Here is a 22,950-nt window from a genome sequence, read left to right on the forward strand (position 1 = left end):
TGCGCCTCGACTACAGCGACAGTCCCAGCCGCTGACGGAGCCGGAAGAAGTCGTCGGTGAAGGACCAGGCGAGCAGGGTGCGCAGCCGCTCACCCTCGCGCACGGCCTGAATCATGGGCTCCGGGGTGTCCAACCGGGCGCCCGCGAAGTTCGGGTCCTCGCGCAGCACCATGCCCAGGCCCACGGACACGTCGCCGGCGATGAGCAGACCGGCGCGGTCCGCCGAGTAGTCCAGCGCGTCCAGCCACGGCGCCAGTTCCAGCTTCTGCACGTCGCCCAGGGCCATCGCCGGCCCTTCCAGCGCCTTGATGGCCTTGCGCGAGAACGCCTTGCGCAGCTGCTTCACCGTCTCGTCGTTGCGACGGCCGAGCGCGGAGAACTGCTGCGCGTGGATGCGGATGGCGCTGCCGAACAGCTCCGCCGTCTCGCCCTGCGACAGCTTCTCCAGCACCGCCGCCTTGTTCAACAGGCCCAGCGCCGCGCGGCCCAGGAGGAACTTCTGCTCGCGCGCGTTGAAGCGCCGCACCACGTCCTGGCCGATGCACACCGACAACGGCTCGGTGGTCTCCAGCACCGTGAGGCCGCGCCGCGCCTGGTACGCGTCGAACTCCTCCACGCCGAACACCTGCGCGACGGTGCGGATGGCCTTGTAGACGGCGCTGTCCGTCTTGAGCTTGTCCGTCTTGGGGTTGACGCCGACGATGTCGAAGCTCGGGGGGTAGACCTTCTCGAGCTGATCGCCCATGGCGCGCAGCACCTCCAGCAGCGGCCCCCGGACGCCCGGGTGCAGCAGCATGGAGTCCACGTCCGTCGACGTGAGCCCCTCGCGAACCTCCTGCGCCAGCCGGGTGCGGCCCTCCGTGTAGAAGGCCAGCTCCGCCTCGTTCGTGGAGCGCAGGAACTGGAGCACGGACGCCACGCAGAAGGCCTTGTCGAGCTGCTTCAGGCCCTCCCACAGCTTGAACAGCGCGTGCAGGCTGTCCACCCGCGTCGGGTCCTGGCGGAGGATCTGCCGGTGCTCCTCGACGGCGAGCGGCACGGACGAAGTGTCCCGTGCATACAGGCCCGCCAGCGCGGTGCGCGCCGTGAGGTTGGTGCCGTCGCCTTCCACCACCTGCCGGTACAGCGCGGTGGCGCGCGCGGGCTCGGACAACGGGCCGGCGAATAGCTCCGCCACGCGGATCCGCAGCGCCGCCGCGCGCTTCGGGTCCGTGGCCGCCGTCGTCTGCGCCTGCGCCTCCAGCAACTGCGCCAGCTCCGGCAGGTTGCGCGCGCGCTCGTACAGCGTCACCAGCCGGTCCACCAGCGTCGGGTCTCCCGGCGTCAGCTCCAGCGCGCGGCGATACAGCGGCGTGGCCGCGCCCGCGTCGCCCAGGCCTTCGTCATACGTGCGCGCCAGCTCCAGCGTGAAACGGGCGCGAGACTCGGCGGGCAGCTCCTGCTGGAGCAGCTTGTGCAGGCAGTCCACCGCGCCCGACCAGTTGCGGCCGTGGGCATGCAGCGTGGCCAGTCGCTCCAGCGCCTCCAGATGGCGAGGCTGCGCGGCGAGCACCGTCATCAGGTGTGAGGACGCGCGGCCTGGATCATTCAGGTGCGTCTGGTACAGCGAACCCAGCGTGAGGTGGAAGGGCGCGAGCGTCCGGGCGTCTCCGCCCTGCTGCACGCGCTGGCTCAGCATGGCCGCGGCCTCCGCGTACTGCTGGGCCTCCAGGAGCAGCGAACCGCGCAGCTCCAGCGCCTCGATGTGGCCCGGCTGCGCGGCCAGGGCCTTCTCCAGCAGCGCCACCGCGCGCGTCCGGTCTCCCAGGGCCGCGTGGTGCAGTCGCGCCGCGCTCACGAAGCCCGTGGCCGCCGCGGTGTGGTCCTTCTGCGCCAGCTTCGCGTCAGCGCGCCGCTCGTGCAGCGCGGCCAGGTCCGCGGAGCCTCCACGGTGGGCGAGCAGCTCCTCCAGGCCCGCCTGCGCGGCCGGGTGCAGCGGATCTCTCTCGAGCGCCTGCTTGTAGAGGGCCGCCGCGCCGTCGGTGTCCTTCTGGACGAACGACGCCAGCCGCGCCGCGCCGATGAACGCATCGATGGCGCCGCGCGGGTCCTTGCTGAGCCGGGCCTCGGTCTCCAGCGCGGCCCGGGCCTCGGCCGCGTCTCCGCGCCGCATCGCCACGCGCCGCGTGCCCTGCAGCGCCGGGAGGCACTGCGGATGCAGCTCCAGCGCCTGCTTGTAGAGTGCCGCCGCGCGCTCCAGGTCGCCGAAGCGGATCTCCGCCAGCTCCGCCGTGCGCAGGAGCATCTCCAGCGCCTCTTCCGCGTCGCGCGCGTGCGCCAGTCGCAGCGTGTAGAGCCGGGCCAGGCCCGACACGTCACCGGCGAGCTTGAGCGAGCGCTCCAGCGCGAAGGCCAGCCGCGCGTCGCCAGGGTCCGCCTCGAAGGCGCGCTTGTACGCCTCCAGCGTGCCCTCGGCGGGGCCCTTGTCCAGGTCCACCGCGGCGGACAGCCGCAGCGCGGTGGCCAGGCGTGGATCATTCACGCGCTCGGCGATGCGCTGACGCAGCTCCGCGCGGCGCGGCCGGTCCGACGCGCGAATGCGCTCCAGCAGGGTGAGGGCGGTGAGGTTGCCCGCGTCCAGGCCGAGCACCGCTTCGCAGCACAGCGCCGCGCGCGAGGGCTCCTGGAAGCGGTCCAGGTACAGCCGCGCCAGCTTCAGGTAGGCCGTCACCTTGGCCGTGGGCGTGCCGCCCACCTGCGTCTCGCGGTCCAGGATGGACACCAGCTCCTTCACGTTGTCCTGCGCGAGGAACAGGCGCTCCAGGGCGCGCAGCGTGGCGGCGTGGCCCGGCGTCAGGCGCAGCACTTCCTGGTACGTCTCGATGGCCAGCTCCGGCCGCTTGAGGGCGTCCTCCCAGATGGCGGCGGCCTGGAAGAGCGCGTTGGCGCGCTCCAGCGGGTCCGTGCGGTTGGCGGCCTCCTCGCGCAGCATCTCCACCAGGTTCTCCCACGCGCCCTGCGCCCGGTAGATGCGGGCCAGCGCGCGCAGCGCCGGGAAGTAGCTGGGCGCCAGCATCAGCGCCTCCTGGTACGACGCAATGGCCTCGTTCTCCTGCGACAGCCGCTGCTCGTACAGCTCGCCAATCTTGTAGATGAGCGCCGCGGCCTGGTCGGTGGAGGGTGAGCTCTCCGACTCCGCCCGGTACATGTCCACCAGCTTCGCCCAGCGGCCGTCCTGCGCGTACAGCCGGCCCAGCGCCTTGAGCGCGGGCAGGTACGACGGCGACAGCGCCAGCACGCGCTCGTAGGCGGAGATGGCGCCCGGGCGGTCCTTCAGGTTCTCGTCGAGGATCTCCGCGTTGCGGTGCAGGAGCGACAGCACCTGCTTGGTGTCGCCCGCGAGCGACGCCTCCAGGTCATGCGTCTCCAGCAGCTCCCGGTAGCGGCCCGCGCGCTCGTACAGCCGCGCCAGGTTGCGGATGGTGGGCAGGTGGTCCGACGCCAGGTCGAGGATGCGCTTCATGCACTCGATGGCGTGGTCCAGGTCTCCCAGCCGGTCCTCGTACACGCCCGCCATCTTGTTGAGCGTGGTGATGAGCTGATCCCTGTCCGACGTCTGGAGCAGGTCCTGCTCGAACATCGCCACCAGCTCCGCGAAGCGACCCTGGCGCTCATAGAGGCGGGTGAGCGCCTTCTGCGCGGGGAGGTAGCCGGGCTGCAACTGGAGGCAGGAGTTGTAGCGGGAGATGGCGTCTTCCTGCCGACCCAGCCGCTCCTCGAGGATCTCCGCGGCCTTGTACATGCGCGCGGCCTTCTGCTTGGCGTCCTCGGCGGCGGCGACCTCCGCGTCGAAGACGGCGACCAGGCCCTCCCAGTTCTGCATCCGGTAGTTCAGCTTGCCCAGACCCGCGAGCGCCGCCGCGTGGCCGGGGATGCGCGCGACGATGGCCTGATACCGTGCCGCCGCGTCCACCTCGCGCTTGAGGACCTCCTCGTACAGCGCGGCCAGTCGCAGGTTGGTGGCCACCAGCTCGCTCTCGTCGTTGAGCGAACCCACGCGCGCCAGCAGCACGTCCGCCAGCTCCTCGTAACGGCCCTGCGTCTCGTAGATGCCGGCCAGCTCGCTGAGCACCAGCGGCTCATTGGGTGCGGCGTGGCGTGCGTCCAGCAGCGCCGCCAGGGCCTCTTCCTTCTGTCCCAGGCGCTCATGCACCTTGGCGATCTGCAGATAGGCGGGCGCGGCCTGTGAGCCCAGCGCGGTGGCCTCGGCGGTCAGCGCCGCGAGCAGCTCCTCGGTGCGTCCCTCTCGCTCGGCCACGTGCTTGAGCGCGGCGAGCAGCAGCGGATCCGAGCGGTCCAGCGCGAAGGCCTCGCGCAGCAGCGCGGCGGCGGGCTCGCGCTGCTTGAGGCGCTCGTCGAGCAGCAGGCCCGCGGAGGTCAGGTAGTGCGCGCGCAGCGACGGCTGCTGCATGGTGGCGGCGAGCAACCGGTAGACTTCCACCAGTGCGGCGGCGTCGTTGCGCGCGGCGTAGACGGACTCGAGCTGCGTGAGGACCACGACGTCCGTGGGCCGCCGCTCCAGGCACTGGCGCAGGCAGGCACTGGCCTCATCGTCGCGGGACAGCCGCTCCTGGAGGACGATGCCCTTCTCGAACAGGAGGGCGGCCTGGTGGCGCGCGTCCTCGGTGGCGGCCAGCTCCGCGTCGAGCAGCTGGATGACCATCTGCCAGTTGCCCACGTCCGCGAAGAGTCGCCGCGCGGCGCGGATGTTGACCAGGTACCGGGGCGCCAGCTTGTACGCGTTCTGGAAGGCCACCGCCGCGTTGCGGGGGTTCTTGAGCGGCTCCTCCCAGAGCAGGCCCACCTCATGGAAGAGCTGGGCGGCCGCGGGACCATCCGTGGTGCTCAGCGTCCGTGCCTCGCGCTCCAGCGAGGCGATGCGCTCGCGGGCTTCGTCTTCCGCGCTGGGCGCGGGCATCGCCTGGGGCGCGGCCTGCACGGACTGCGTCAGCACTTCGGTGGCGCTGGGGCCGGACTTCGCGGGCGCCCCTGAAGGCGGAGGAGGGGCGACCGTGACTGGGGGTCGCGGGATGTCGTTGCGCTCGCTCATGGAAGGCCGGCTCCGGGGGCCAGTTCTGAGAGGAGGAGAATGGCCGGGAGCGGTCGTAACACGCGCTTGGCCGGTCCCTCAACTTCCCGTCTTTCCTGGCGATTTGGGTGTCCGGATACCCGGGGAGCAGGCAGGCCCCCGCTCTGGACTCCTGGTGGGCGCCTCGCTTGCGCCCACCGTCTCTTGTCGGCTTCAGGCCCGTGAAGCTCAGAGCCCTTCGCGCAGGTTTTCCTCGGCGATGTGGATCAGCCGGGTCACATGCTTGTGAAGCCAGAGCCCGAAGGGCTGGATTCGACCCGCCGGGGTCTTCTTGGGGAGGTCCTGGATGCCCTCGTCGAAGGAAATGACGGCGTGCTCGCCCGTGGGTGACGTCGTGCGCTGGTCGAAGGCGAAGGACCGGCCGACGTGCCACCCGCCGTGGAACACGAAGAGGTTCTCCAGGTCCTTGTTCTCGGTGGCCTCGACGAGCCCGTCGATGTCGTACACGTCGTCGGCGATCTCCAGGCAGCTCCAACCGCCGCCCGTGACGTTGCCGCAGGGAAACGTGGGCAGGCCGCGGTCCATGGCGTTGTCCACGATCCACGTGACAGTGCCGTACACGCGCTGGAAGTAGTCCCAGCTCGACTCCTTCTTCAGGGGCTTGAGCGCCTTCGCTCCCTCCCAGCTCCCGATGCGGTGCTTGTACTGGCGCTTGAAGATGGACAGCTGCTGGTCGAGGGAGTCCATGCGCTCGGGCTCCTTCTTCACGTCGAGGTGCTCCGCGACGAAGTGCGCCTTGGGGTAGCGGTCGTGGAGGTCCTTCAGCATCGCGATGGCCGTGTCGACGGCCTCGTAGGCGTTCTTGGGCTTCGTGAACGACGGGCCCTTGGGCGCGGAGGGCTTCTTCGGCGCGCCCTTGGGTGCCTTCGGTTCCGGATTGGGATGCGAGGCATCGCGGAGGTCGATGGTCCGCAGGACGAAGCCGACCTTCTCCTTGGCGCGGATGCGCTTCTCCGCCCGCTCGATGGCCGCCTCGTGGCTCTCGGTGGCGGTCTCCTTGTCGTAGCCGTCCATGATGACAGGCCCATCGACCTTCATGGCCCAGAACGTGGAGTCGCCCTGGATGTATTCGCGAATGACCACGCGCTTCTTCGTCGCGTTCCACGGGTTGGCGTCGCGGAATCCGAGCGTGCGATAGCGGGCCACCAGGGCTTCGCCCGTCGTTGCGTCGAGGAGCGAGACGTTGAAGGCGCCGTTGATGGTGCCGCGTCGGACCACGGCCTGGGCTCCTCGTACTTCCACGTCGACGAAGAGCAACGACATGGGCTTGAAGAGCGTGAATCGCGCCTGCACGGGCGAGCTGAGCTTCAACGCCTCGGGCTGATTCTTGGAGAGGGTTCCGTCGCTCCAGACCCGCAGCTCACCACCCGCAGAGTAGAGCCAGACCTCGCCCTTCAGTGAAAGCTGGGGGTCGGAGTACCAGATGGCCTCGCCATTGTTGAGCTTCTGCAGGTGCTTCCAGTTGGGCATGGGCGATTGTTCGCACGGGACGAGGGAGGGGTAAACGGGTGAGTTGACTCGCGAGGGGGGCGCTCAAGTCCCCGTGGATTTCGGAAGGACCGCTTCTTCGATTCGCCGCATGAAGTCGTTCAGGTGCCGGGCCATCACGGTGACCTGGGGCGGTTCAATCATCGTCTGGTGATTGCCGGGGACGCCGATGAGTTCCAGTCCGCCTTTGACGAGTTCCTGCCACGGCCGCTCGGGGTGTCGAGGGTGTGGCGGGACGTACTCCTGGGCGCGCAGGTAGATGGCGGTGCCCTCGGTGGGCGACGGCTCGTAGCTGAACAGCGCGCGCATATGGGCCTTCCAGACGGAGAGGAAGACCTGGAGGTCCACGAGGGAGAACGAGTCGGGTACCACGGCGCCGTCGCGGGCGCGTCGCAGCACCTCGAGCATCTGGGCCTGCGGGTCCAGTCCGCGCAGGAGGGAGATGAGCGCCTCCGACGAGTCACCGAACGTGGCGGCGAGCAGCTCCGCGTCGTCCTCGAAGCGCTTGGGGAGCTGACCTGGCCCTGGCGTGTCGAGGAACACGAGCAGCGAGGGTGGGACTCCCAGTCGCCGCAGGGTCTGCGCCATGTCGTAGACGATGGTGCCGCCCATCGACAGGCCCACGAGGTAGTACGGCGGGCGCGGACGCAGTTGGAGCAGGGCGTTCAGGTGGACGGAGGCGAGCTGCTCGATGGTCTGCAGTGGCTCGCATTCGCCATTCACGCCCGGGGCCTGGAAGCCGTAGACGGAGCGCTCCGGACCGAGCGCGCGCACGAGGTCCTGGTAGCAGAAGACGGTTCCGCCAATCGGGTGCATGCACAGGAGTGGCGGGAGGTCGTCGCGTCCGCGTTGGAGCAAGACGATACCGTCGGGAAGCGCGGGCGCGGTGTCGAGTTCACCGGGCGTCAGCTTGTCTTGAACCCAGGAGGCGAGCGCCGCCACGGTGGGACTCTGGAAGAGGACCTGGAGCGGGACCTTGAAGCCGAAGCGCTCGGACAGCTTCGCGACGAGCTGTGCGGCGAGCAGCGAGTGTCCACCCAGGTCGAAGAAGCTCGCCGTCACGCTGATGGACTCGCGGCCGAGGACCTGCGCCCACAGGGATGCGATGTCCTCCTCCAGCGGCGTGCGCGGCGCCACGCGTGCATTCGAGTCATCCCCTGCAGCGGAGGGTCGGGGCAGCGCACGGTGGTCGACCTTGCCGTTCGCCGTGAGCGGGAGTGACGGGAGGACCACGAAGTCGGAGGGGACCATGTGCGAAGGGAGGGTCCCCTGGAGGAAGGTGCGAAGAACCGTGGACGTCAGCTCCAACTCTGTCGCGACGTAGCCGACAAGGCGCCTGTCTCCCGGCGTGTCTTCGCGCACAAGGACGATGGCATCGCGCACGTCGGGGTGTGAGCGGAGCGCGGACTCGACTTCGCCAAGCTCGATGCGGAAGCCGCGCAGCTTCACCTGGTTGTCGCGGCGACCGATGAAGTCGAGAGCGCCGTCGTGGCGAAGGCGGACGAGGTCACCGGTGCGGTAGAGGCGCGCGCCGGGAGCCGAGCTGAAGGGATGGGGGATGAATCGTTCGGCGGTGAGGTCGGCCCTGTCCCAGTAGCCCCAGGCGAGGCCATCGCCACCGACGAAGAGTTCCCCGGTGACGCCCGTGGGGACAGGCCGCAAATGCACGTCGAGCACATAGGCGGTGCTGTTGGCGATGGGCCTGCCGATGGGAACGGAGAGCTCGTGGTGGAGGAGGACAGGGTGCCAGGAGCTGAAGGTGGTGTTCTCGGTAGGGCCGTAGACGTGGAGGAGACGCTGAGGAGGCCCGAGAGAGAGGACGCGGTTGACGCAGGAGGTGTCCGCGTTCTCGCCGCCGAAGAGGAGGAAGCGGAGACGGGAGAAGGCGGAGGGCTCGGAGCGCGAGACGAGGTTGAAGAGAGCGGTGGTGAGGAAGAGGGCGGAGATGCGCTCGTCGAGGAGACGGCGGGAGAGGATGGAGGGGTCGATGACGTCATCCTTGTCGAGGATGACGAGGGAGGAGCCGTTGAGGAGGGCGCCCCAGATTTCGAAGGTAGAGGCGTCGAAGGCGACAGTGGCGGCCTGGGCGACGCGGTCATCATGTCCGAGCTGGACGTAGTCGGAGTCGAGGACGAGTCGAAGGACGGCGCGGTGGGGAATGCAGACACCCTTGGGGCGACCCGTCGAGCCCGAGGTGTAGGTGACGTAAGCGAGATCGTCGGGCCCCATGTCGTGAGTGAGCCGAGGAAGCTCGTCATCGGAGACAGGTGGCAGGGCATCGATGCACAGCGGCTCGATGTCACCGTGGGGAACGCGCACGGACAGCGAGGTCTGCGTGACGATGCGCTGGACCTGTGAGTCGCGAGCCATGAAGTCGAGGCGCTCGGAAGGGTAGTCAGGGTCGAGCGGGACGTAGGCGCCGCCTGCCTTGAGTATGGCGAGCAGCGTGACGATCAACTCGGGAGAGCGGGGCAGGCAGACTCCGACCTGGGGACGTGCTCTGTCGACCCCCTGCGCACGGAGGATGCGCGCGAGTCGAGTGGAGCGCATGTCGAGTTCGCCATACGAGAGCGAGTCGGAGCCGTGCTGCACGGCGATGGCGTCGGGACGCAGCGCGGCCTGGGTGGCGAATCGCTCGACGATGGACGAATGGGCCGGATACGGCCGGCCGGTGTCGTTCCATTCGACGAGCCACTGGCGACGCTCGTCGGTTGAGAGCAGCTCCAGGGAGTGGATGGAGGCGTGCGGAGTCCGGACGACCTGCTCCATCAAGCCGCGGAGATGGTCCGCCATGCGCGAGATGGTCGCGGGCGTGAAGAGCGCGGTGGCGAACTCGAAGACACCGTTGAGTCCGTGAGGCGTCTCTTCCAACGACAGGGTGAGATCGAACTTCGACGTGCGCGGGTGCAACTCCAGGGTATCGACCACGAGTCCCGGGAGCTGAAGCTGTCCAGCCGGCGCGTTCTGGAGAGCGAACATGACCTGGACGAGAGGGCCATGGCTCAGGGAGCGCTGGACGTGGAGTTCCTCGACGAGCTTCTCGAAGGGAAGCTCCTGGTGGGAGTAGGCACCGAGGCAGGAGTCGCGAGTGCGGAGGAGGACGTCGAGGAAGGAAGGGTTGCCGGAGAGGCGAGCAGGGAGAGGGAGGGTGTTGACGAAGAAGCCGATGAGGGATTCGAGCTGAGGACGGGTGCGGTTGGCGATGGGGGAGCCGACGAGGAAGTCGAGCTGGCCGGAGTAGCGGGAGAGGAGGAGTTGGAAGGAGGAGAGCAGTGCCATGAAGAGGGTGGCACCGTGGAGACGGGAGAGGGCGTCGAGGGAGTCGCGAAGGTGGAGGGGAAGGGAGAAGCGGTGAGTGGAGCCCTCGAAGGATTGAAGAGAGGGGCGAGGGAAGTCAGTGGGCAGAGAGAGGACGTGAGGGACGCCGTCGAGGAGGCGAGTCCAGAAGGAGAGCTGAGAGGAGAGGGTGTCGCCGGAGAGCCAGTGACGCTGCCAGGAGGAGAAGTCGGCGTACTGGATGGAGAGAGGGGCGAGGGAGGAGGCCACACCCTGGAGTCGAGCGAGGTACTCGGCGGAGAGCTCCTGGTAGAGGACGCCGAAGGACCAGCCGTCGGAGATGATGTGGTGGAGGTTGAGCAGCAGCAGATGCCGCTGAGGCGCGAGGAGGAAGAGATGCGCGCGGAAGAGAGGACCGAGGGCGAGGTTGAAGGGCGCTTCGGCATCGAGCTGGAGGAGGCGAAGGACTTCGTCGTCGGGGTTGGGAGAGGACGAGAGGTCGATGAGTCCCCAGTCGAAGTCGGGAGCGTCGGAGATGCGTTGGGAAGGCTCGCCATCGCCTGGGAAGCGAGTGCGGAGGGACTCGTGACGAAGGACGAGCGTGCGGAGGCTGTCGTGGAGGGCGGCGACGTCGAGAGCACCCTCCAGCCGAAGCGCGAAGGGCATGTTGTAGACGGCCTGCTGCTCATGGAACTGGTTGAGGAACCAGAGGCGCTCCTGCGCGAAGGAGAGCGGCAGCGGTGCATCCCTGCTCACCGTCGAAATGAGCGAGGTGTTCTGAACCGTCTGCGCTGATTGGAGGCGCTGATCCACGGCCTGTGCGAAGGACTCGATGGTCGGTGCTTCGAAGAGCATCCGCACGGCCAGCGGAACACCGAGACGTTCCTGGCTCCGCGAGATGATCTGCGTGGCGAGCAATGAATGCCCACCGAGGTCGAAGAAGGTCGCGGTGACGCTGACCTTGTCGAGCTGAAGCACCACTGCCCAGATGACTGCGAGCTGCGACTCCAGCTCCGTGCGTGGAGCGACGAACGCCTCACCGTCGACGCGATTCGCCTCGGGTGCGGGGAGTGCGCGGTGGTCGATCTTCCCGTTGGGCGTGAGGGGCAGCTCGGCGAGGACGATGACCGTCGAAGGCACCATGTGGCTGGGAAGTTGTTTCCCCAGGTGCTCGCGCAACACGGAGCCGGCGAGCTCCGTCGCGACGTAGGCGACCAGTCGCTTGTCACCCGGCGAGTCCTCCCGCACGAGTACGACGGCGTCGCGCACGTCGGGGTGAGCCCGGATGGCGGACTCGACTTCACCCAGCTCGATGCGGAAGCCACGCAGCTTCACCTGGTTGTCGCGGCGGCCGATGAAGTCGAGAGCACCGTCAGTGCGAAGCCGGACGAGGTCACCGGTGCGGTAGAGGCGAGCGCCGGGAGCCTCGCTGAAGGGATGGGGAATGAAGCGCTCGGCGGTGAGGTCGGGCTTGTTCCAGTAGCCCCAGGCGAGGCCATCGCCTCCGACGAAGAGTTCCCCTGTGACGCCCATGGGCACGGGCTGCAAATGCACGTCGAGCACATAGGCGGTGCTGTTGGCGATGGGCCTGCCGATGGGGACGGAGAGTTCCTGGTGGCAGAGGGTGGGGTGCCAGGTGCTGGCGGTGGTGTTTTCGGTGGGGCCGTAGCCGTTGACCAGTCGCTGAGGAGGCCCGGAGGAGAGGACGCGGTTGATGCAGGAGGGGTCCGCGTTCTCACCGCCGATGAGGACGAAGCGGAGGCGAGAGAAGGCGGAAGGCTCGGAGCGGGAGACGAGGTTGAAGAGAGAAGTGGTGAGGACGAGGGCGGAGATGCGCTCGTCGCGGAGACGACGGGCGAGGACAGCCGGGTCGATGACGTCATCCTTCTCAAGGATGACAAGGGCGGCGCCATTGAGGAGGGCGCCCCAGATTTCGAAGGTGGAGGCGTCGAAGGCGACGGTGGCGGCCTGGGCGACGCGGTCGTCGGGCCCGAGTTGAACGTCATTGGAGTTGAGGACGAGGCGGAGGACGCCTCGGTGGGGGATGCAGACACCCTTGGGTCTACCCATCGAACCTGAGGTGTAGAGGATGTGCGCCAGGTCATCTGGACCGAGGTCGCACTCCAACGGCGCCTTGCTGTTCGCACTCAGCGCTTCGCGAAGCAGGTCAAGACTCAGGAGTCGCCAATCACCCGAAGGCACGCTCTCTCTGCGCGACTCGTGAGTGACGACGGCGACGACTTGTGCGTCGCGAGCCATGAAGTCGAGACGCTCAGAGGGGTAATCCGGGTCGAGCGGGACGTAGGCGCCACCCGCCTTGAGGATGGCTAGCAGCGTGACAATCAGCTCGGGAGAGCGGGGCAGGCAGACCCCGACCTGAGGACGCGCCCTGCCAATTCCGTGAGCACGAAGGATGCGAGCGAGCTGGTTCGAGCGAGCATCCAGCTCGCCGTACGAGAGCGAGTCGGAGCCGTACTGCACGGCGATGGCGTCGGGACGCAGCGCGGCCTGGGTGGCGAAGCACTCGACGATGGACGAGTGGGCCGGATACGGCCGGCCGGTGTCATTCCATTCAACGAGCCACTGGCGACGCTCGTCGGCGGAGAGCAGGTCCAGTGAGTGGATGGAGACGTGCGGAGTCCGGACGACCTGCTCCATCAGCCTGCGAAGGTGGTCCGCCATTCGCGCGACGGTGGCTGGCGCGAAGAGCGCGGTGGCGAACTCGAAAACGCCGTGAAGGCCATCCGAGGACTCCTCCAAAGAGAGCGTGAGGTCGAACTTGGAAGTTCGGGGATGGAGTTCGACGTGTTCGACGCTGAGCGCCGGGAAGGACGGCGGTGCACCGGGCGCGTTCTGGAGAGCGAACATGACCTGGACGAGAGGGCCATGGCTCAAGGAGCGCTGGACGTGGAGTTCCTCGACGAGCTTCTCGAAGGGAAGCTCCTGGTGGGAGTAGGCACCAAGGCAGGAGTCGCGAGTGCGGAGGAGGACGTCGATGAAGGAAGGGTTGCCGGAGAGGCGAGCGGGGAGAGGGAGAGTGTTGACGAAGAAGCCGATGAGGGATTCGAGCTGAGGACGCGTGCGATTGGCGATGGGAGAGCCGACGAGGAAGTCGAGCTGGCCGGAGTAGCGGGAGAGGAGGAGCTGGAAGGAGGAGAGCAGTGCCATGAAGAGGGTGGCACCGTGGAGACGAGAGAGGGAGTCGAGGGAGTCGCGAAGGTGGAGGGGAAGGGAGAAGCGGTGAGTGGAGCCCTCGAAGGATTGGAGAGAGGGGCGAGGGAAGTCAGAGGGAAGAGAGAGGACGTGAGGGACGCCGTCGAGGAGACGAGTCCAGAAGGAGAGCTGGGAGGAGAGGGGGTCGCCGGAGAGCCAGTGACGCTGCCAGGAGGAGAAGTCGGCGTACTGGATGGAGAGCGGGGGCAGAGGTGAGGCCACGCCCTGGAGTCGAGCGAGGTACTCGGCGGAGAGCTCCTGGTAGAGGACGCCGAAGGACCAGCCGTCGGAGATGATGTGGTGGAGGTTGAGCAGCAGCAGATGCCGCTGAGGCGCGAGGAGGAAGAGGCGCGCGCGGAAGAGAGGACCGAGGGCGAGGTTGAAGGGAGCCTCGGCGTCGAGTTGGAGCAGGCGAAGGGCTTCGTCGTCGGAGTTGGGAGAGGACGAGAGGTCGACGAGTTCCCAGTCGAAGTCGAGGGAGTCGGAGATGTGCTGAGAGGGAACGCCGTCGCCGGGGAAGTGAGTGCGGAGAGCCTCGTGACGAAGGACGAGCGCGCGGAGGCTGTCGTGGAGTGCGGCGACGTCAAGAGCGCCCTCCAGACGCAGCGCGAAGGGCATGTTGTAGACGGCCTGCTGCTCATGAAGCTGGCTGAGGAACCAGAGACGCTCCTGCGCGAAGGAGAGCGGCAGCGGCGCGTCTCTGCTCACCGTTGGGACGAGGGCCACGTCTGTCGGAGCAGGAACGTCGTTTCGGCGCTGCTCGACGACGCGAGCAAGGGCCTCGATGGAGGGCGCCTCGAATAGCGCGCGAACGGGAATCAACGTGCCCAGGTGCTCTTGGATGCGAGAGATGACCTGGGTGGCGAGCAAGGAGTGCCCGCCCAGGTCGAAGAAGTTCGCGGTGACGCTGACGCTGTCGAGCTGAAGCACAGCGGCCCAGATGGCCGCGAGCCGCGACTCCAGCTCCGTGCGTGGAGCGACGAACGAGTCCGTCTCCAACGCTCCGAACTCAGGCGCCGGCAACGCGCGCCGATCCACCTTGCCATTGGGTGTGAGTGGAAGCGCGTCGAGGACGACGACCGCCGAGGGCACCATGTAGCTGGGAAGCTGTTGTCCCAGGTGCTCACGCAACAGTGTCCCGGAGCTTCGCGTCACGACGTATGCGACCAGTCGCTTGTCACCCGGCGAGTCCTCTCGCACGAGCACGACGGCGTCGCGCACGGCGGGATGGGCACGCAGCGCGGCCTCGACTTCACCCAGTTCGATGCGGAATCCGCGCAGCTTCACCTGGTTGTCGCGGCGGCCAATGAAGTCCAGCTCTCCGTCCTGACGGAAGCGAACGAGGTCGCCCGTGCGATAGAGGCGCGCGCCCGGAGTCGTGCTGAAGGGATGGGGAATGAAGCGCTCGGCGGTGAGGTCGGGTCTGTCCCAATAGCCCCAGGCGAGGCCGTCGCCTCCGACGAACAGCTCACCCGCGACACCCCGAGGAACAGGTTGCAGATTCGCATCGAGCACATAGGCGGTGCTGTTGGAGACAGGCCTTCCAATGGGGACCGACAGCTCGGTGGAGGGCTGGGCCTGATACCAGGTGCTGTACGTGGTGTTCTCGGTGGGGCCGTAGCCGTTCACCAATGCGACCGGTGCTCCGTGTGTGAGCACGCGTTGAACAGTCGTTGCGTCGGCGGCCTCTCCTCCGAAGATGACCCAGCGCAACCCCGCGAACGCATCAGGGTGCGTGCGCGCGGTGTGGTGGAAGATGGCGGTCGCGACGACCAGCGCGGAGATGCGCTCCTCCCGCAGGTGGCGCGCGAAGACGTCGGGCTGGATGACCTCGTCCTTGTCGAAGATGACGAGCGCGGCGCCATTGAGCAGCGCACCCCAGATCTCCAAGGTGGAGAGGTCGAACGTCACCGTGGTCACCTGGGCGACCCGGTCGTCTGGCCCCAGGCGGACCTGGTCCGGGTCGAGCGCCATGCGAACCACACCCCGGTGTGGAATGCAGACACCCTTGGGACGCCCCGTGGACCCGGAGGTGTAGATGATGTGCGCCAGGTCATCGGCGGTGCTGTCATCCACCCACGGAGTTGACGCCGAACCCTCCAGCGCATCCCCGAGCCGATCCAGGTTCACCACGTGCCACGGTCCCTCGGGAAGCCGCGTGCTCAGCGCATCGTGAGAGACGATGGCCGCGAGTCGGGCGTCATGGGCCATGAAGGCCAGTCGCTCCGTGGGGTGCTCGGGGTCGAGCGGAACGTACGCTCCGCCGGCCTTGAGACTCGCGAGGAACGCGACGATGAGCTCCGGGGACCGAGGCAGGCACACGCCCACCTGCGGATGCCGGCGGTTGACGCCCTGGGCTCGCAGTACCTGGGCCAGCGCATTGGCGCGCGAATCGAGCTGGGCATAGGTGAGCGCGCGCTCTCCCTGTCGAACCGCCACGGCTTCGGGCCGCAGCGCCACCTGTGCATTGAAGAGGCGCACGAGAGACGACTCGGACGGGTAGGCGCGCGCCGTGTGGTTCCAGTCGATGAGCCACTGGCGTTGCTCGTCGTCGGAGAGGATCGGCACTTGTCCGCAAGGACGCTCGGGTTCCCGGACGAACGCCTCGACGAGTCGCACGAAGTGCTCCGCCATCCGTTCGATGGTGTGCGGAGCGAACAGCGCGGTGGAGTACTCGATGGAGCCCCGGAGTCCCTCGGGGGATTCCTCCAGCGCGAGGAACAGCTCGAACCGCGACGTCCGTGTCTCCAGATCCAGCGGAGCGACCTGGAGCCCTGGAAGCTGAAGCTGTCCCCCGGGAGCGTTCTGGAGCGCGAATAGGACCTGGACCAACGGACTGCGTCCGGGCTCGCGCTCGACGTGGAGTTCCTCGACGAGCTTCTCGAAGGGAAGCTCCTGGTGGGAGTAGGCGCCTAGGCAGGAGTCGCGAGTGCGAAGGAGGACGTCGAGGAAGGAAGGGTTGCCGGAGAGGCGAGCGGGGAGAGGGAGGGTGTTGACGAAGAATCCGATGAGGGATTCGAGCTGAGGACGGGTGCGGTTGGCGATGGGAGAGCCGACGAGGAAGTCGAGCTGGCCGGAGTAGCGGGAGAGGAGGAGCTGGAAGGAGGAGAGCAGTGCCATGAAGAGGGTGGCACCGTGGAGACGGGAGAGGGAGTCGAGGGAGTCGCGAAGGTGGAGGGGAAGAGAGAAGCGGTGAGTGGAGCCCTCGAAGGATTGGAGAGAGGGACGAGGAAAGTCAGAGGGAAGAGAGAGGACGTGAGGGACGCCGTCGAGGAGGCGAGTCCAGAAGGAGAGCTGGGAGGAGAGGGTGTCGCCGGAGAGCCAGTGACGCTGCCAGGAGGAGAAGTCGGCGTACTGGATGGAGAGAGGGGCGAGGGAGGAGGCCACACCCTGGAGTCGAGCGAGGTACTCGGCGGAGAGTTCCTGGTAGAGGACGCCGAAGGACCAGCCGTCGGCGATGATGTGGTGGAGGTTGAGCAGCAACAGATGCTCATGTTCGTGAGCAGCGGTCGTCACCAGCAGCGCTCGAAAGAGCGGACCACGTGCGAGGTCGAACGGACGTTCCGCCGCGGCACGCAGCAGGGCATGGGCCTGTTCGACTGAACTCACGGAGCTCCGCTCCAGCCGCACGGACACGGACTCCGCCACGAGTTGCACGGGAGCGCCTTCGCCCGGGAAGGTCGTGCGCAGGGACTCGTGACGGTCAACCAGTGCCTGGAGGCTTTGCTCCAGGGCCGTGACGTCGAGAGGCCCCTCCAACCGGAACGCCATGGGCAGGGAGTAGACGGCCGTGTCTGGCATCCACCGGTCGAGGAACCACAGGCGCTGCTGCGCGAACGATGGGCTCAAGCGCGCCTCGCCCTGGGCGGGTCGGATGAGGTCCTCGGAGAACGCGCTCGGGGTCTCCTCGAGACGGGCGCAAAGCTCGCGTAGGACGGGCTGATCGAAGAGCGCACGCAGCGGAAGGTGGAACCGTGTCTCCTCGCGCATCCGGGTGACGACCTGCGTGGCGAGCAGCGAGTGGCCCCCCAGGTCGAAGAAGTTCGCGGTGGCGCTCACGGCGTCCATGCCCAGCACCTCCGCCCAGATGCGCGCGACGGCGGTCTCCAGGGCCGACTCCGGCGCGATGAAGTCCTCGGAGTGCGCCTGGGGTGTGGGCAGCAACGCGCGGTCCACCTTGCCGTTGGGCGTGAGTGGCAGTGCGTCCAGCACCACGATGGCGGCGGGCACCATGTACCCGGGGAGCAGGCGTTGCACGTGCTCGCGCAGCTCGACGGAGGACGCTCGCGCGACGACGTACGCGACCAGCCTCCGGTCTCCCGGTAAGTCCTCTCGCACGAGCGCGAGGGCCTCCAGCACGGAGGAATGCTGGCGCAGCGCACTCTCCACTTCCCCCAGCTCGATTCGGAAGCCACGCAGCTTCACCTGGTGGTCGCGACGGCCGATGAACTCCATGACTCCATCGACGCGCCGCCGCACCAGATCTCCGGTGCGGTACATCCGCCCACCGGGCGTATCGCTCCAGGGGTCGGGCAGGAAGCGCTCTCCCGTCAGGTCCGCGCGCTCCCAGTATCCCCACGCGAGGCCCAAGCCCCCCGTGTACAGCTCACCCACGGTTCCGACGGGAACGGGCCGCAGCGCCTCGTCCAGTACATACATCCGCGTCCCGGAGATGGCGCGGCCAATGGCGACGGCCGTGGTGTCATCTGTCTCCAGTGCTCCGCGCATCGGGTGGAAGCTGGTGAACGTCGTGTTCTCGGTGGGCCCGTAGAAGTTGACCAGCCGGATGTGCGGAAGCTGCTCCAGCGCCTTGCGCGCATGGGGCACGGAGAGGACCTCGCCTCCCGTGAGCAGCTCGCGCACGCGGCCCATTCCAGGCAGGCCGAGCTCGACGAGTTGATGGAAGAGGCCCGTCGTCACCCAGACCACCGTCACTCCCTGCGCCTCCAGGAAGGGACCCAGCTCGTCCAGCCCCGCGGCGCCCTGGGTGAACACGGCGAGCCGCGCGCCATTGAGGAGCGCTCCCCAGATTTCAAAGGTCGACGCATCGAAGGCCACGGGCGCGAGCTGCAGCAGCACGTCGTCGGGGCCCACGTCCACGTAGTTGGCGCCCAGCACCAGCCGCAACACGCCCCGGTGGGGAACACAGACGCCCTTGGGTTTGCCCGTGGAGCCCGATGTGAAGACCACGTAGGCGAGGTCGTCCGGGCAGACCTCCCGCTTGGGCGGATGCGCGGGAAGCGCGTCCAGCTCCGCCTCCAGTGCGTCCAGGCACAGCGTGGGCACACCGCCCGACGGCAGGCGGGAGCGCAGGCCCGTCTGCGTGACGATGGCGTGGACCCCCGCGTCCTCCGCCATCAACCGCAGTCGCTCGGACGGGTAGTCGGGATCGAGCGGAACGTAGGCGCCGCCCGCCTTGACGATGGCGAGGAGGGTGACCAGCAGCTCCGCCGAGCGCGGGAGACAGACGCCCACCTGGGGATGCTCTCGACCGATGCCCTGGGCGCGCAGGCGCCACGCGAGCTGGTTCGCCCGCGCGTCGAGTCCCGCATACGTCAGGCTCACGCTGTCGCTGCTGACCGCGACAGCGTGAGGACGCAGCGCTACCTGGGCTTCGAAGGCGTCCGCGATGTTGGAGGGAAGAGAAGCCGGAGAGGGAGCCGACAAGGAGAGGGCGTCGAGCATGTCAACGCGTCGCCCTCACAGGATGAGAAAGCGACGGCTGCCGCGGGGGGCACGGCAGCCGATGAGACGGGGCGGAACGCGTGAGTCATATCTAGGAGGCTTGCCGAGACATGCGCAAGATTGGCTGGTCCTCCCCGCCCTGATGAGGCGGATCTCCGTTGAGTTGTGTTTCAGTTTATTACGGGTGACTCGTCGGGTCCGCCGGGTTCGTGCCAGCGGAGCGCTCGTCGCCATCGCGGAAGCCGTCGAGGTCCCGGTCGATGCCGATGCGCGTTCCCGAGCCCGGGGGCACGCACGTGTACGTCAGCACGCCGTTGCTCGCCGTGGTGGCGGCGCGAAGGTTTGCGTCCGACACTCCTGGCAGACCCTGTCGGTCGACGATGAACTGACCTCCTCCCACGTAGAGGAAGCCCGCATCGTGCGGGCCCACCCGGCCCTTGGCGACCAGGTCGCACTCGCCCGCGTTCGCTCGCGCCACCAGCAGGTTGATGCGCGGCCCCACCACGGCGGCCTGGGCTGCCGTCAGCGTCACCTGCTGGCCGACGATGGGCGCCAGGTTCGTGTCGAAGACGAAGATGAACTGCTCCATGTTCTTCTTCGCCGCGACGCCCTCCGGCGTATCCGGGATGCCCACCGAGTTGAAGATGGGGTGGAAGTCGAAGCCGCTGTTGAACGTGAAGAGGGTGGGGACGGTGCCGTCGCTGTTGAAGCCGAAGCCGCGCACCTGGTCTCCCATGAAGGGATCCACGGGCAGATTGCCCGTGGCGAAGGGCGCGCCGAACATTCCGACCTTCTGGTACGCGTTGCGCAGGTGCGGCACCTTGGGAAACTGCGGCACCACGTCGAACGACGACCGGCCGTCCGTGCCGAAGAAGCCCTTGAAGACACCTTCGCCAGGGTTCGCGTTGGGGTCGAGCGTGTGGCACGAGCCGCAGGGCCCGTGGAAGAACGTCATCGTGTTCAGGAAGAAGTCCCGGCCCGCCTGCTGCGTGGTCGTGAGGGAGTTGTCCAGCTTGCGGATGGGGTTGGGCGGATAGACGACCTGGAGCGCGAAGTCGGTGAACTTCTGGAGCTGCTGCGGCGTGAGCTGGGCGTTGCGGCCCAACAGGTCCATGAAGGCCGGGTTGAACTGCTTGAAGGCCTCTGACTCATTGAAGGAGCCGTTGTTGGGCTGGGCGTTCGCCGCGCTGTCTCCGCCGTTGCGGTCTCCTCGCCAGTGCATGGGGCCGTGGTTGGCCATGCCTCGGAGGCTCTGCGTCGTCATCGGGCCCTTCAGCGGGTGGAAGGCCGTGCTCTGGCCGAACGTCGGATCGCTGCCGAACTCGGGCATGATGGGGACGACGGGGCTGGGGTTGTTCTTCACCGCGCCGTCCGGGTTGCCCAGGTCCCAGGCCAGGCTGTCGAAGTCGCCGAAGATGTGGCAGCTGGCGCACGAGGAGTCGCCGTGGCTGGAGCTGTTCCGGGCGTCGTAGAGGAACGGACGGCCCTCCACCACGCTCGCGGGCTCCGGGTTGTACATGGGCAGGTGGGCGATCTCCTGGCGCGTCGTCGTGTTGATGACGGAGATGGCGTTGTCGAAGCGGGTGAGCACGTAGAGCCGCCGCCGCGCCTCGTCCAGCACCAGCCCCGTGGGGCCGCCGCCGGTGAGCTGAATCTGGTTCGCGGCGTTCGGCACGAAGGTGTCCGCCTCCAGCGCCGCGGTGGAGTAGACGCCCAGCTTCGAGGAGCCGAAGGCCGTGACGAACAGCGTGGCGCCGTCGGAGGTCACCGCCATGCCCAGCGGCTGCGCGAGGCTCTTCTCGCTCTCCGGATTGGGCGTGGGCGCGCAGCAGGTGCCGTAGTTGATGTGCTTGTTGAGGTGGCGCGGCGTGACGCTGGTGGGGCCGAGCACGGTGATGCGGCTCTCGTGGATGTGGCCGCGCAGCGTGGTGTTGGCGAAGGTGCCGGGCCCCTCGAAGCGCAGGTCATTCCGGGCCTCGGTGTTGCTGACGTACACCTTCCCGTTGGCGGGGTTGACCACCATGTTGAACAGGATGGTGCCCACGCCGGCGTAGACGCTCCCGCTGCCGGTGAGCGGCGCGGGCGGGTTGGAGGTGGCGTCGATGGCGAAGACGTCCTTGTCCGGCAGGGACAGGCGCACCTGCGGCGTCCACGAGCGGTTCACCACGTCCACCCAGTCCTGCCCGTTGTACTTGACGATGACGGAGACCTCCGGGGCGGGGACGCCCGCGAAGTTGGTGTTGGGGCTCGGAACGCCGCCCGCGGCTTCGCCACCGTTGGGAATGGCCGCCTCGTGCAGCACCGTGGTGCGATTGCCGGAGTGGAAGGCCGCCGCGTACACCCGCGAGCCGTCGGGCGTCGTCGCCAGGGCCCGGGGCGTGTCGGAGAACAGCGACAGGATGGTGAGCGGCGTGCCGCCCAGCGAGCTGCCCAGGTGGTCCGAGTCGAAGACCCAGACGTCGGCCCGGCCCACGCCCGGCGTGGTGAGCTGGGGGTCGAACGGCGCGTTCTGTCCGCGATGCGCCGCGGTGATGAACGCGCGCCGCCGGCCCGGGCCCGCGAAGACCAGGTCCCGAGGCTCGTCACCCACGAGCAGCGTGCGCGTCACGATGCCGCTGTTTCCCTCACCGTCCACGCGGACGATGCTGACGCTGTCAGACAGGTGGTTGACGACCCAGACCTCGTCGTTCGTCCTCGCGGCGACGGCCACGGGCTCCAGGCCCACCGGCACCGAGCCCCGGTGGCTGAGGCCACTGTTGCCGACGCGGAAGATCTCCAGGCGGTTGTCCGGAGTGTTGACGGCGAACAACAGCCTTCCGTCAGGGGAGAGGGCCAGGGGCCGCACCTGTCCGCTTTCGAAGAGCGTGAAGGGCGCCGCCACGGCTTCGCGGCTTGAAAAGACTCCCGCCAGCAGCAACGTCAAGACAACGCTTCTCAGCGAACCAGCTCGAACGGCAGTGCACCGGGGTTTCACATCATCCTCCAGGGGAGAGGGACTCTTCCCTCCCTCCGTCGAGGGAGTGACGGTTGGAAGGGAATACGGAATCTTCCGTGGATACGGTGTGAACCGTAAATACTGGCATTCGCTTTCGTGGAAATGCCCGTGACGGTGACGCAGTCTCATGGGTCTGGAGTGTCCGGACCTACCCATGGCATGTCCGGACGGAGCGAATTTTTACAGGAGTGTGAGCCGATGGCCTGGAAGATGCCCGAGGAACCCTATGTCGACGCGGAGCCTGGCTCCGCGCTGGAGACCGTCATCGTTCCGCGCACGCGGGACCTGGGGGATGGCTTCGAGGTGCGCCGGGCGCTGCCGTCGTCGCGGCGGCGGATGGTGGGCCCGTTCATCTTCCTGGACCAGATGGGGCCCTCGGTGCTCCAGGCGGGCAAGGGGCTCGACGTGCGGCCCCATCCGCACATTGGCCTGGCCACGGTGACGTATCTGTTCGATGGCGAGGTCCTGCACCGGGACTCGCTGGGCGTGGTGCAGACCATCCGGCCCGGCGCGGTGAACTGGATGGTGGCGGGACGCGGCATCGTCCACTCGGAGCGCACGCCGCCGGAGGCGCGCGTGAAGGCGAACCGGCTGTTCGGCATCCAGTTCTGGGTGGCGCTGCCCGGCAAGCACGAGGAGGTCGCGCCGTCCTTCGTACACACGCCGGTGGAGGCGCTTCCGGTCATCCAGGACCACGGCCTGGAGCTGAGGCTCATCGCAGGCGAGCTCTTCGGCGAGCGTTCTCCGGCGAAGACGCAGTCAGAGCTGTTCTACGCGGACGTGAAGCTCGACGTGGGCACCCGGCTTCCCGTGCCGTCCGTGCATGAGGAGCGGGGCCTGTTCATCGCGGAGGGGCAGGTGGAGGTCGGCGGCGAGAGCTTCGGTCCCGGTCAGCTCCTGGTGCTGCGTCCGGGCGCGGACGTCGTCGCCCGGGGCGGTGGGGCCACGCGCTCGCGCCTGTTGCTCTTTGGCGGTGAGCCCATGGATGGGCCGCGTCACATCTGGTGGAACTTCGTCTCCAGCTCGAAGGAGCGCATCGAGCAGGCCAAGGAAGACTGGCTCGCGGGGCGCATCGGCCAGGTCCCGGGTGAGACGGAATTCATTCCGCTCCCGGAGCCCGAGCCAAACGTGCCCCGCTATCCCTGACACGCCCGCAAGGTTGATT

At 67.9% G+C, this 22,950-nt stretch carries 5 protein-coding genes; 1 reads left to right on the forward strand and 4 read right to left on the reverse strand.

Features of this window, described 5'->3' with window-relative positions; all coding sequences use genetic code 11:
• Nucleotides 1-10: 10 nt before the first annotated feature.
• The 4 genes from HUA78_RS31230 to HUA78_RS31250 form a co-directional block, all read right to left on the reverse strand.
• Nucleotides 11-5,089: a tetratricopeptide repeat protein gene (locus HUA78_RS31230; protein WP_174477796.1), complete on the reverse strand. Its 5,079-nt coding sequence runs from the start codon at nt 5,087-5,089 to the stop codon at nt 11-13.
• A 207-nt stretch (nt 5,090-5,296) separates the two neighbouring features.
• Nucleotides 5,297-6,598, reverse strand: a complete 1,302-nt coding sequence (locus HUA78_RS46775) for a hypothetical protein (RefSeq protein ID WP_254614409.1) — start codon at nt 6,596-6,598, stop codon at nt 5,297-5,299.
• Nucleotides 6,599-6,661: 63 nt separating this feature from the next.
• On the reverse strand, nt 6,662-18,790 hold the full coding sequence (locus HUA78_RS31245) for a non-ribosomal peptide synthetase (protein WP_174477797.1): 12,129 nt from the start codon (nt 18,788-18,790) through the stop codon (nt 6,662-6,664).
• A gap of 178 nt (nt 18,791-18,968) precedes the next feature.
• Nucleotides 18,969-21,914: a hypothetical protein gene (locus HUA78_RS31250; RefSeq protein WP_254623982.1), complete on the reverse strand. Its 2,946-nt coding sequence runs from the start codon at nt 21,912-21,914 to the stop codon at nt 18,969-18,971.
• A gap of 69 nt (nt 21,915-21,983) precedes the next feature.
• Between HUA78_RS31250 and HUA78_RS31255 the strand changes: the two genes are divergently transcribed.
• Entirely contained in the window at nt 21,984-22,931 is a 948-nt protein-coding gene (locus HUA78_RS31255) for a pirin family protein (RefSeq protein WP_254614411.1), read from the forward strand.
• Nucleotides 22,932-22,950: the final 19 nt, after the last annotated feature.

Source organism: Myxococcus sp. CA033 (genome assembly GCF_013336625.1).
Taxonomy (GTDB): Bacteria; Myxococcota; Myxococcia; order Myxococcales; family Myxococcaceae; genus Myxococcus; species Myxococcus llanfairpwllgwyngyllgogerychwyrndrobwllllantysiliogogogochensis.